Here is a 12,208-nt window from a genome sequence, read left to right on the forward strand (position 1 = left end):
CTATCACCTTTGGCTGGAGGAGATCATGAGCGGCTCACGCCCCGAAAACCCGGACGTCAATGCGCAGGACGTGGCCTTTCCGGAAACGGTTCCCGACCCTGTGAAGCCAGACTGCGACCCGATCGACGAGGGCTGCAACCCAGAGACCGGCTTTGAACCGGGCACCGAAATGGTGCCGGAGAAAGGGGATTTTCATTCCAGACCGGAACGTTAAGGGTTGCCAACAAACAGACCTGAGGGCGTGAGCGTGCGCACGAATTCGGCAGGTCAGGCACGTTGATCGTGACTGGCGCTACGCTTCGTGAGCAAGCTCACGCCCACAGGGTATCCGGATGGCATTCACTGCTGCTGCGTTTTAAAGATTGTCTACCTAGCGAATTCCCAACCGCTTAGCCAGCCGGCTGAGATTCGCCCGGTCCAGGTTCAACTCACGCGCCACCTCGGCCCATTTGCCCTGATGGCGGGCCAACGCATCGTTGATCACCCCTGTCTGAAACGCATCGACGGTTTCCTTCAGCCCTTCTCCCGGCTTGACCACCGGTAAGGCGCCAGCAAGCGTTGGTTGCGCGGTGGCGGGCACCTGAACGTCGTCTTCCAGTCCCAGCGCCGGTGGTTCGATGGTGAGAATTCGCGGCCTTTCAGCGTGGCTCGACAACGCTTTGAGCACGGCGCGGCTGACCAAGTGCTCCAGCTCGCGGACGTTGCCCGGCCATGGGTACGCCAGCAGCACCTTCTGCGCTTCGGGGCTCATGCGCAGGCTGCGCAGCCCCATCCGCGCGCGATTCTCTTCCAGAAAGTAACCGGCCAGCAGCAAGGCGTCGCGGCCCCGATCGCGCAAGGGAGGCACCACCAGCGGGTACACGCTCAAGCGGTGATAGAGATCGGCACGGAAACGCCCGGCGCGGACTTCTTCGGCGAGGTCGCGGTTGGTCGCGGCGATGATGCGCACGTCAACGTGATGCTCCTGATCGGAACCGACGCGCTGCAATTGCCCGCTTTGCAACACCCTCAGCAACTTGGCCTGTACCGGCAGCGGCAACTCCCCCACTTCGTCGAGGAAGATCGAGCCGCCATCGGCGAGCTCGAATTTGCCGCTTCGCCCACTCACAGCGCCCGAAAACGCGCCTTTGACATGCCCGAACAACTCGCTCTCGACCAGCATCTCGGGCAGCGCGGCACAGTTAAGACTGATCAACGGCTTCTGCGCACGTGGCGATTGCAGATGAATAGCCTCGGCCACTAATTCTTTGCCGACGCCCGTTTCACCGGTGATCAGCACGGTCAGCGGGCTGTTGCCCACCAGCTGGATTTCTTGTTGCAGGCGTTTATGCACCGCGCTTTGTCCGATCAGCTCGCGTGGCCCTCTCCCGCCCGCCGCCCGCTTGTAGACCTCGGCCAGCTGCCGCTGGTCTTCAAAACTGCGGGCCAACTGGTTGATGCGCTCACTGGCCATCACCGTGGCCGCCGCCAGACTGGCGAACGCCTGCAGATTGTCCAGGTCCACGCGGCCAAAACTGGAGGGGTCCAGCGAGTCCAGTGTGATCAAGCCCCACAATGTGTCCTGCACATACAGAGGACAGCCCAGACAATCGTGAACTTCCAGATGCCCGTGCAGCCCGTCCACCAGCCCGTCATAGGGGTCCGGCAAGTCGCAGTCAGTGGAGAAACGCGTCGGCTCTCGGTTCTGCGAAATGATGTCCAGGCGCGGGTGTTCGCCCAGACGGAAACGGCGCCCCAGCGTGTCCGGGCTCAAGCCCTCGACCGACAGCGGCACGAACACATCGTCTTCGAGCTTGAGCAGTGCAACGGCATCACACGGCAACAGCTGACGCAACGAGCGCAACAGACGGCGGTAGCGTTCGTCATCCGGCAGATCACGAGAGAGGTCGGCCACCAGAGGGACAAGCGCCAGCAACAAGGGATTGGTCATGCGCACTCCAGATGCAGCGATCCAGATCAGGAACGTGAAAATGCGGTCATTATGACACCCGCGTGGGTTAAACCGACAGCGAGCCTTGGAGGTCGTTATGACTCGATTCCCTTAACCTGATGAATTAAATGAATAATTAAGCTGGCACGGATCCTGATACCGCTTGAGTAACGGCATTGGCAATGGTCATGCCTTCACTGAACAGGAGTCACCGTCATGTTTGATTTCTTCCTCCAACCCGCCAACGTACTGCGCCTGTCCAGCCGTGTCCTGCTGGTTGGCCTGGCCATGCTGCTGACCGGCATCGTCGGCGCCTACCTGCTGGATCTGCAACTGAACCTGTTCGCGTTGGTCAGTCTGCACGCCATGACGATCATTGGCCCGACCCTCATCAAGATCGGTTATGTCATGCGCCTGCTGTCGCAACACAATCTTCGCAAGGTCCGGGCTCAACCCGCTTACAGTCATAAGTTGGTCGCCAATTAAACGGCGCCGAGTGTTTCAAAAGTGAAACTGTCACCGCGAAAAGTTAGCCCTGCACAGCGCCGTTTATTCTGACGCCAACGGCCCGCCGGGTATCGGCAAGTCGTTTAATTTAAATGAAGTTGCGAAAAAAGGTTTTTGTTTATAGTCGAGTGGACTCGCTACGGAGCACTCGACATGGCAAGAATTCAGGGAAGAGTTCAAGAGACTTTTCCACCTTTGGTAGTGGATCTGGATGGAACTCTGCTGCGTTCGGATCTGCTCATGGAAACGGCGATGGCCTTCGTCAGAAGCCAGCCGTTAAAGGTGTTCAAGCTGCTGGGCTGGCTGCTCAAGGGCAAGGCTGCGCTCAAGGAAGGCCTGGCCCTGGAGACACAGATCGATGTTTCCGTACTGCCTTATGATCCGCAGATCATTGAACTGATCACTGCCGAAAAAGCCACCGGCCGGATGATCGTGCTCGCCACGGCCAGCCACGTAAGTCTGGCCGAGCGTATTGCCGAGCACTTGCAGTTGTTTGATCAGGTGTTGGCGTCCAACGCCAACCGAAACTTGTCCGGCCGCAACAAACGCGACCTGTTAGTTGCACATTATGGCGAAGGCGGGTTCGACTACATCGGCAACTCCAAAGATGATTTGCCGATCTGGAAGGTGTCTCGCCAGGCCTATGTGGTCAACCCGGATCCCGGCGTCGAAGGGCGGGTCAAGGCGATGACTCAGGTCGAGCCGACCCTGCGCACCAACACGGCGAGCCTGCGCGACTGGCGCAGGGCGATGCGCTTGCACCAATGGCTGAAAAACGCCCTGATCTTCGTACCGTTGCTCGCGTCCCATCGATTCACCCAGTTCGACCTGATGCGCGACGGGGTGTTTGCCTTCTTCTGCTTCGGCCTCTGCGCCTCCAGCGTCTACATCCTCAATGACTTGCTGGACCTGTGCGACGACCGACACCACAAGAGCAAATGCAATCGTCCGTTCGCCAGCGGTCGCCTCTCGATCAAGGCCGGGCTGATCGCCGTGCCCACGCTCTTGCTCGCGGCATTCGGCGCAGCGCTGTTGCTTTTACCGTGGCAGTTCAGCGCCGTGATGGCGGCGTATTACGCCCTGACCCTCGCCTATTCCCTCCAACTCAAACGCCTGATGGCGGTAGACGTGATCGTTTTGGCCATGCTGTACACCTCCCGGATCATCGCCGGGGTGGCGGCATTCAACCTGACGCTGACCTTCTGGATCCTCGCGTTTTCGATGTTCATCTTCCTCAGTCTGGCGATGGTCAAGCGCTACGCCGAATTGCGCGATGCGCGGGTGCGTGACGTCACCACCATGGCCCGCGGACGCGGCTATTACCCGGGCGACCTGGACATGATCGCCTCACTGGGTGCCTCGTCGGGTTACCTGGCCGTGATGGTACTGGCGCTGTACATCCAGGACGCCAAGACCACTGCCCTGTATGTAACGCCTCACGTTATCTGGCTGGCCTGCCCGCTGCTGCTGTTCTGGGTGACCCGGGTGTGGATGCTCACCCACCGCGGGCAGATGAATGAAGACCCGGTGGTTTTCGCGATTCGCGACCGCACCAGCCAGTTGATCGGCGCCGTATTCCTCCTGATGTTCTGGATTGCCGCATGAGCACACCGCTGTATTCGTGGGGGCGTTTCCCCCGTCGTCCGCAACGTGGTCACAGTTGCGTCTGGCTGGACGAGTTGCCCGCACACCTGAACCGGGTCATCGAGGACCACAGCAGCAGCCTGCCCTATGGCAATGGCCGCAGCTATGGCGACAGTTGTCTGGCGGCCAGCGATCAGGTGCTGCACATGCGTTCGCTCGATCGGCTGATCGAGGCGGATTGGGACACCGGCGTGCTCAAGGTCGAGGCCGGCATCACGCTGGCCGAGGTGCTGGCGGTGGCCATTCCTCGTGGCTGGTTTCTGCCCGTCACACCGGGCACCCAGTTCGCCACGGTGGGCGGCGCCATCGCCAACGACGTTCACGGCAAGAACCATCACGTGCGTGGCACCTTTGGCCGCCACGTCCGCAGCTTCGGGCTGTTGCGCCACGGTCAGCCTGAAATGGCCTGTTCGCCCAGCGTTAACGCATCGCTGTTTTGCGCAAGCATTGGCGGCCTGGGGCTGACCGGGGTCATTCACTGGGCGCAACTGCAGTTGATGCCAATCCGCGCCAGCCAGATCGACACCACCACCGTGCGCTTCGCCCATCTGGCGGAGTTCTTCAGCCTGTCCGACGAGCTCGACGACCAACACGAATACAGCGTGGCGTGGGTGGATTGCCTGGCCAAAGGGGCCGACACCGGACGTGGGGTGTTCATCGTCGGCGACCACGCGCACTACGGCTCCCTCGAGGTGGGCAAGCGCGCGAAATTGAGCATGCCGATCACACCGCCGGTTTCGCTGATCAACTCGCTGTCCCTCAGTGCCTTCAACAATCTGTATTGGCGCGTGCACCCGAGTCAGCGTACTCAAGGCCGCAGCGCCTACGAGCCGTTTTTCTACCCCCTCGACCGCATCCTGCACTGGAACCGCATCTACGGTCGTCGGGGGTTCCAGCAGTACCAATGCGTGATCCCGACCGCCAACGCCGAGGCCGCGATGGGCGAGCTGTTGCGGGCGATTGCCGATTCCGGGCAAGGCTCGTTTCTGGCCGTGCTCAAGCGCTGCGGCGACATGCGTTCACCGGGCCTGTTGTCGTTCCCGATGCCGGGTACGTCACTGGCGCTGGACTTTGCGCAGAGCGAACACCTGGAAAACGTTGTATTCCCGCGTCTGGACGACATTGTCCGGGCGGCGGGAGGCCGCTTGTATCCGGCCAAGGATGCCCATATGAGCGGCGCGGACTTTCGTCAGGCGTACCCCGCCTGGGAGCGACTGGAAGCGCTGCGCGATCCCTCCCTGATGTCCCGTTTCTGGAGCCGCGTACTGTTATGAAAAACGCATCGAAAAAAGTCCTGATCATCGGCGCAACCTCGGCTATCGCCAGCGCCTGCGCCCGTCTGTGGGCCAGCGAAGGCAGCGATTTTTTCCTGGTGGCGCGCAACGTCGACAAACTGCAGCAGACCGCCGCCGACCTCAAGTCGCGCGGGGCAAAGAACGTGACCCTGCACGAAATGGACGCCAACGACATCGACGCTCACCCGCTGATGCTGGGGCGATGCCTGACCGCCCTCGGCCAGATCGACATTGCCCTGATCGCCCACGGCACCCTGCCCGATCAGAAGGCCTGCGAACGCGACGTCAATCTCGCCCTGCGCGAGTTCGCCAACAATTGCACCTCGGTCATCGCCCTGCTGACCTGCCTGGCGATGCAGTTCGAAACCCAGCGTTGCGGCAGCCTGGCGATTATCTCGTCGGTGGCCGCCGATCGCGGACGGCCTTCTAACTACCTGTATGGCAGCGCCAAGGCCGCCGTGTCGACCTATTGCGAAGGCTTGCAGGCGCGCCTTTTCAAGGTCGGGGTTCACGTCACCACGATCAAACCGGGGTTCGTCGACACACCGATGACCCAAGGCCTGTCGCTGCCCGCCGCGCTGCTCGCGCAACCGGCCCAGGTTGCGCAACGGATCGTCAAAGGCATCGCCAACAAAGTGCCCACGCTTTACGCACCGGGGTTCTGGGGCGTGATCATGCTGGTCATTCGTTCGATCCCGCAACCGGTGTTCAAGAGGCTGAACCTGTGAATCCCGCTGCTGCTCACGAGCGACTGCAGCTGTCCGGCTGGCGTTACCGCGCGGTGTTGCTCTCGGTCGTGGGGTCCGCGCTGGGTTACCTGGGCTTCTCGCTGTGGGGCGGTTGGCACGCGGTGGGCGCGGCGGTGAGCGAAGTCGGTCTGGTGGGCATCGTCATCGCGCTGTTCATGTCCTCGGTCAACTACGGCCTGCGTTTTGTGCGCTGGCAGACCTACCTCAAGGTACTTGGTCACCCGATGCCGTGGCGCCCGAGTCTGAACATTTACCTGGCCGGATTCGCCTTGACCACCACCCCCGGCAAGGCCGGCGAGGCCCTGCGCGGTGTGCTGCTCAAGCGCTGGGGCGTGCCGTATCCGCAGAGCTTCGCGGCGTTTTTCAGCGAGCGACTGTCGGACCTGTTCGCGGTGGTGCTGCTGACGCTGTTTGGCCTGTCGCTGTACCCCGAAGCGCTGCCGATGATCGTGGTCGGCGTCGCACTGGTGATGGTCGGTTTGCTGGTGCTGTCGCAGCGTCGTTTGCTCGAGCGCCTGACGCTGAGGGTGCCGGCCGAGGGCGGAAAGGTCATCGGGTTGCTGCGGCACTTGCTGCAAGTATTGCTGCACGCCCAACAGTGTCATCGCCTGCGCCTGATGCTCGGCCTGACGCTCCTCAGCGTGATTGCCTGGAGCGCCGAAGCGTTAGCCTTCGACTGGATTCTGAAATGGATGGGCGCCGACATTCCGCTGACCTTCGCGGTGTTCGTGTACGCCCTCGCGATGCTGGCCGGTGCCGTCAGTTTCATGCCCGGCGGCCTGGGCGGCGCAGAAGCGGTGATGGTCGGTCTGCTGGTCTGGAAAGGCATGAACAGCGCCGACGCCGTGGCGGCCACGGTGCTGATCCGCCTGGCCACGCTGTGGTTCGCCGTGGCCATTGGCGCACTGATGTTGTTCAGGCTCAACGGCGAGCAGACGCCCGAAGGCCAACCGCTTCAATCACACGATTCATAGGTTAAGACAGGGACAGGAGTGCAGTTCATGGTGGCAGCAGTACGTTATCGAGCGGCGACGGTGATTCCGTTGCTGCTGGTGATCGGGGCAATCCTCGCCAGTTTTCTCGCCTCCAGCGGGCCGATTCAATGGATGGACAACGGCATCTTTCTCGCCGATGCGTCCCAAGGCGTGTACTTCAGCCAGACCCTGGGGCCGCTTGATCATCCGCTCTACCTGTTCGTGACCACCGCGCTCTATGCCGGATTTGGCCCGCAGGTGCTGAGTTTCATGAATTCACTGCTGCTCATCCCACTGGCGTGGGCCATTTACCGCCTGGCAAAAGGCGTAGGCGCCACGACGCAGCTCGCCCTGCTCTCCGCCGCCGCCGCGATCCTGTGCCATTGCGTGTTCTGGGTGTCGACCAAGGCGGAGGTCTACCTCCTGCACGTGGTGCTCGTCACGCTGGCGTACATGCTGCACGTCGATGAAAAGTTTCGCCTGGGTGCGTTGCAGAAGTTGTTCCTGATCGGCGTGCTGACCGGGCTTGCAGGCGCCATTCATCAGTTGACCTTTATCGTGCTGTTGCCGCTGTACGTGCAACTGCTGTGGCAACACAAATGGCGCACCCTGATGACGCTGCCGGGGTTTGCCTTGGGCTTCAGCGTGGCGTTCCCCGGCGTCGCCAACGAGCTGCGGGCGGGTGTCGGGCTGTACGACATCGGGCATCGCTACCTGATCGGCATTCCCGACCGCGCCGCGGAACAAAGCTGGCAAGGGTCGCTGTTCCGCTTCGACGACATGTGGCACGAGAAGAACTCCGTCATGCTGTTGATGTTGTCGCTGATTGGCCCTCAGCTAGTGGGGCTGCTGGTGTTCCCCAAGAACCCGAAATTGAGGCTGTTGTGGTGCGCGGCAATGATGAATTTCATCTTCGCGGTCTCCTACAACGTCACCGACCGCTTCACCTTCTTCCTGCCCGGCGCGGTACTGTTGAGCATCATCGGCGTGATGCAACTTCAGGCCCTGTTGCAACGTACCGCAGCTGCTGCGCTGGTCAATGCCTCACCGCTCGCGGCGCCGGTGACCCTTCTGGCGGTCTTTGCCATCTACGCCAGCGGTGCGGTCAACCTGCCAACCCACAAGGAAGCGTTGCCGTTTCGGGATGACATCCACTACTTCATGGCGCCTTACCTGCGTGATCGCTCCGCCGAACAATTTGTCTTAATCTACGAAAAATCCGCCCCCCAAGGCGCCCTGATCATCTCCGACTGGACGCCAAACGGGGCTCTGCGCTCGGCGCAGGCCGCGGGCGTGCTGCAAAACCGGACGTTTGAATTGTGCGAGGAAGTGGAGAACATAGATACGTATCTGAAAGGGCCAGGCGCGTATCTGGCGCGCACCAGTTATTGCGGAACGATCGCCGACCGGTTCGATCTGCAGACGTTGCCGCTGGGATACGAGTTAAGGGCCAAGTAGCGCGTAATGCGTCCGCCCGCAGGGTGTGGGAGCGACACGTTTCTGGGCTCCTGAATCTGGGCGCGCCTAAGCCTTCGGCAGAAGCGGGCGAGCATCGCGTTTCAGCCTTTTGATTCCGGCCGCAGATCGAACGACACGTTCAAGGCTTTTGATTCTGGCCGCAGGCTGTAGGAGCGCGCTTGGTCTGGGCCGCATTCGGACGATCTGGCGCGAAGCGGCAGTAAAGTCAGGCAACTCGGTGCGTCAGAAAGACCGCATCAGCCGGGTTTGCTGCCGGTTCCCGGCAGATCGCGGGACAAGCCACGCTCCTACGCCTTCGGCAGAAGCGGAACAGCGACACGTTTCAAGGCCTTTGATTCTGGCCGCAGGGCAAACGACACTGTCAATGCTTTTGATTCTGGCCGCAGGGCGAACGACACTGTCAATGCTTTTGATTCTGGCCGCAGGGCGAACGACACTGTCAATGCTTTTGATTCTGGCCGCAGGGCGAACGACATGTTTCGAGGCTTTTGATTCTGGCCGCAGGCCGTAGGAGCGTGGCTTGTCCCGCGATCTGGCGCGAAGCGGCAGTAAATTCAGGCAACTCGGTGTGCCAGAGAGACCGCATCAGCCGGGTTTGCTGCCGGTCCCCGGCAGATCGCGGGACAAGCCACGCTCCTACGCCTTCGGCAGAAGCGGGCAAGCGACACGTTTAGGCCCTTGACTCTGGTCGCAGGCCGAAGGAGCGCGCTTGCCGACGGTTGAAGCGCTACCAAGCGCGCTCACCCAACATACTCAAGCCTTCTCCAACGCCTCTTCCTTGTGCATCGCCAGATGCCCGGTCTTGTCGCTTTTGACTTCGTACTGCGGCGCGGGGCGGTGGCGGCCCATGAATTCGCAGTCCTGGGTATGCACCTTGGTGACTTTCCCCACAACATGCCCGACATCGGAGTTCCAGCGCACGTGATCGCCGACCTTGAAAGCGTGAGCCATGATGCTTCTCCTCTAATCAGGGCTGCCAGAGTGTCTGGCTGCCTTCAAGTTTGCGATCGAGAAAGCTCGCCGCGCTGATCAGCGCCAGGTGACTCAACGCCTGCGGGGTGTTACCCAAATGGTGGCCGTGGGTGTCGAATTCCTCAGCGTACAGGCCCAGCGGGTTGGCGTAGCGCAGCAGTTGCTCGAACTCCAGGTGCGCCTGCTCGACGCGTCCGGCCCGTGCCAGACACTCGACGTACCAGAACGAGCACGCCACAAAGGCGCCTTCGTCACCCTCCAGGCCGTCCCCATAATCGTCGTCGTTGCGATAGCGGAACACCATGCCGTCGCGTACCAGCGTGCGCTCGATGGCTTCCAGCGTCTTGATCCACTTGGGGTCGCTGGCGCCGACAAACCTCACCAGTGGCATCAACAGCATCGACGCATCCAGGTTCTTGCTGCCCTTGTGCTGGACGAAATGCCCTAGCTCGGGGTCCCAGAAGTTGTCCCAAATGTCGTCGTGGATCGCCTGGCGTGTCTTGTCCCACTTTTCAAACGGTGCGGGCAGTGAACGCTTCAGCGACAGACGCAACGCGCGGTCCAGCGCTACCCAGCACATCAACCTGGAATGAAGGAAGTGCTGATCCTCCCCACGCATTTCCCAGATGCCGACGTCCTTGGTGTTCCAGCTCTCGCACAGCTCATTGACCAGCCGACTCGCATGTTTCCAGCCTTCGTGGGAAATGGCTTCACCGTACTTGTTGGCCAGGTACACCGCATCCATCAGCTCGCCATAGATGTCGAGTTGCGTTTGTTTGTACGCTTCATTGCCAATACGAACCGGCGTTGCGCCGCCATAACCGGAGAGGTGTTCAAGGTTTTCTTCCGGGAGTTCTTCACGGCCGTCCAGCGCGTACAGGATCCCCAGCCGGGTGGACTCTTCACAGCAGTCCCCCATGCGCCCGCGCACCCACTTCATGAAGTCGTTCGCCTCGTCGGTATAGCCAAGCCGCATGAACGCGTAGACCGTAAAGGACGCATCGCGAATCCAGGTGTAGCGATAGTCCCAGTTGCGCTCGCCGCCCTCTTCTTCCGGAAGTCCGAAGGTGGCGGCAGCGACGATTCCACCGTGCTTGCGTGAGGTCAGCAGCTTGAGCGCCAGCGCCGAGCGATTGACCGTTTCCCGCCACCGCCCGCGGTAGTTGGAATGTCGGCTCCAGTGCTGCCAGAAATTCACCGTGCTCTTGAGGTCGCAGTCGCACCGACTGGCCTTGACCTGTTCGTCTCCAGCACCGCCCAGCATGAACTCAGCGATTTCGCCTTGCTTCATCTGGAACTCGGCAACGGCCGCCTGCCCCTCAATCGTCAATGCCGTGGTGGCAGACAAACGCAAGGCCGGCTGCTCAAGGGCGGTGAACAGCACGTCCTCGCCCGCCATTTGAGCCTGCGTGTCTGCGCGGCTGTAGTCGTGGCGCACCCGGCACAGCATGCGCACGCGCGCCGTGCCGTAGCGCACGTGAATCCGACGAACCAACCGAGGTAAATCGTCGACATCGGAGGCAATCGGCATCAAATCGGTGACCTCGACGACCGCATCCTTGGCGATCCAGCGCGTCATCAACACGTTGGTTTCCGGCAGGTACAACTGTTGCCGACGGGCGTCAGGCAACAGCGGTGACAACTGGAAGATCCCGGCGTCCGGCGTGTCGAGCAGCGCACTGAAAATGCTGGCACTGTCGAAATCCGGCCAGCAACAGAAATCGATGCTGCCGGTGTCGGCCACCAGCGCAGCGCTGCGCATGTCGCCAATGATGCCGTGATTCTCGATGGGGTTCTGCGCCTCGTCGCGTAAGTCGTTCTGAGGCTTTTGAGTGTGTCCCACACGGTTAACCATTGTTGCGGAACTCCGGGTACAGGCTCATGCCACCGTCGATGAACAGCGTGGTGCCATGGACATAATCAGACGCGTCGGACGCCAGCCAGACCACTGCATTGGCGACGTCCTCAGCTTCGCCGACGCGCCCGTAGGGAATCAGCTCCAGCAATTTCTTTTCAGCGTCACCGGAGGTGGCCTTTGTGTTGATCGCGGTGCGGATCGCGCCGGGCGCAATGCTGTTCACGCGGATCCGTTGCTCGCCGACTTCTTGGGCGATGCTGCGCATCAGCAGGTTCACGCCGCCTTTGGACGCCGCGTAATTGACGTGCCCGGCCCACGGGATCACCTGATGCACCGAACTCATGTGGATGATTTTCCCCAGCGCGAGGGAGACCTCGGGGCGTATTTCCTGCCGTGCGAACTGGCGCAAGGCGGCGCGCGCGCAGAGGAACTGGCCGGTGAGATTGACGTTGATGACGGTGTTCCAGTCCTCAAGGGTCATCTCGGCGATGGGCGAATCTTTCTGCAGACCGGAATTGGCGATGAGGATGTCGAGCCTGCCAAACGCCTTGAGCGTTTCGGCAAACAGTTTCTCGACCTCGTCCTCCCTGGACACATCAGCACCCACAGCAACGGCCTGGCCACCTGCGGCACGTATCTGCTCAGCCAATTTTTCGGCGGGTTCGGGCTGGGAGTGGTAGTTGATCACCACGGCCGCGCCGGCGTCTGCCAACCCTTGGGCTGCGCCCGCTCCAAGTCCCGAACTGGCGCCGGTGACCAGCGCAACCTGGCCCTTCAAGGAAATCTGCATGGAATGTCGA

Annotated in this window: 11 protein-coding genes; 7 read left to right on the forward strand and 4 right to left on the reverse strand. The window is 61.3% G+C overall.

The features are described 5' to 3' along the window. Window positions 1–25 precede the first annotated feature (25 nt). Window positions 26–214 carry a hypothetical protein gene (locus BLS87_RS15290; protein WP_074753326.1) on the forward strand — a complete coding sequence of 63 codons (189 nt, stop codon included), beginning with the start codon at window positions 26–28 and terminating at the stop codon, window positions 212–214. 156 nt (window positions 215–370) lie between these two features. Here the strand turns inward: BLS87_RS15290 and norR are convergent, their stop codons facing one another. Continuing rightward, window positions 371–1,930, reverse strand: coding sequence for a nitric oxide reductase transcriptional regulator NorR (gene norR, locus BLS87_RS15295; protein ID WP_074753327.1), 1,560 nt, complete (start codon window positions 1,928–1,930; stop codon window positions 371–373). Window positions 1,931–2,146: 216 nt separating this feature from the next. Here norR and BLS87_RS15300 point away from each other — a divergent pair, with 216 nt between their 5' ends. From BLS87_RS15300 to BLS87_RS15325, 6 genes are all read left to right on the forward strand, one after another. Continuing rightward, window positions 2,147–2,416 (forward strand): transmembrane sensor/regulator PpyR, encoded by a 270-nt coding sequence (locus BLS87_RS15300; RefSeq protein WP_074753328.1) that lies wholly within the window; start codon window positions 2,147–2,149, stop codon window positions 2,414–2,416. Window positions 2,417–2,590: 174 nt separating this feature from the next. Continuing rightward, the gene (locus tag BLS87_RS15305) at window positions 2,591–4,042 is read left to right on the forward strand and encodes a UbiA family prenyltransferase (RefSeq protein ID WP_074753329.1); all 1,452 of its coding nucleotides are present in this window, start codon (window positions 2,591–2,593) and stop codon (window positions 4,040–4,042) included. Then, window positions 4,039–5,355, forward strand: a complete 1,317-nt coding sequence (locus tag BLS87_RS15310; RefSeq protein ID WP_074753330.1) for an FAD-binding oxidoreductase — start codon at window positions 4,039–4,041, stop codon at window positions 5,353–5,355. The genes BLS87_RS15305 and BLS87_RS15310 overlap by 4 nt, the downstream gene beginning before the upstream one ends. Beyond that, a complete protein-coding gene (locus tag BLS87_RS15315) occupies window positions 5,352–6,104 on the forward strand; it encodes an SDR family oxidoreductase (RefSeq protein ID WP_074753331.1) in 753 nt (250 codons plus the stop codon). The genes BLS87_RS15310 and BLS87_RS15315 overlap by 4 nt, the downstream gene beginning before the upstream one ends. Then, complete coding sequence (locus BLS87_RS15320; protein WP_074753332.1) at window positions 6,101–7,099, forward strand: lysylphosphatidylglycerol synthase transmembrane domain-containing protein; 999 nt, start codon at window positions 6,101–6,103, stop codon at window positions 7,097–7,099. The genes BLS87_RS15315 and BLS87_RS15320 overlap by 4 nt, the downstream gene beginning before the upstream one ends. A gap of 27 nt (window positions 7,100–7,126) precedes the next feature. Then, complete coding sequence (locus BLS87_RS15325; protein ID WP_074753333.1) at window positions 7,127–8,557, forward strand: DUF2723 domain-containing protein; 1,431 nt, start codon at window positions 7,127–7,129, stop codon at window positions 8,555–8,557. Window positions 8,558–9,331: 774 nt separating this feature from the next. On the opposite strand, the gene BLS87_RS15330 is transcribed toward BLS87_RS15325, so the two are convergent. Genes BLS87_RS15330 through BLS87_RS15340 form a run of 3 tightly spaced genes read right to left on the reverse strand, consistent with a single transcriptional unit; the run spans window position 9,332 to window position 12,198 of the window. Then, window positions 9,332–9,529 (reverse strand): hypervirulence associated TUDOR domain-containing protein, encoded by a 198-nt coding sequence (locus tag BLS87_RS15330; protein WP_074753334.1) that lies wholly within the window; start codon window positions 9,527–9,529, stop codon window positions 9,332–9,334. Window positions 9,530–9,545: 16 nt separating this feature from the next. Further along, on the reverse strand, window positions 9,546–11,405 hold the full coding sequence (locus BLS87_RS15335) for a glycoside hydrolase family 15 protein (RefSeq protein ID WP_074753335.1): 1,860 nt from the start codon (window positions 11,403–11,405) through the stop codon (window positions 9,546–9,548). Further along, complete coding sequence (locus BLS87_RS15340) at window positions 11,398–12,198, reverse strand: SDR family oxidoreductase (protein ID WP_074753336.1); 801 nt, start codon at window positions 12,196–12,198, stop codon at window positions 11,398–11,400. The genes BLS87_RS15335 and BLS87_RS15340 overlap by 8 nt, the downstream gene beginning before the upstream one ends. Between the last annotated feature and the right edge of the window lie 10 nt (window positions 12,199–12,208).

It is taken from the genome of Pseudomonas abietaniphila (assembly GCF_900100795.1).
Taxonomy (GTDB): Bacteria; Pseudomonadota; Gammaproteobacteria; order Pseudomonadales; family Pseudomonadaceae; genus Aquipseudomonas; species Aquipseudomonas abietaniphila.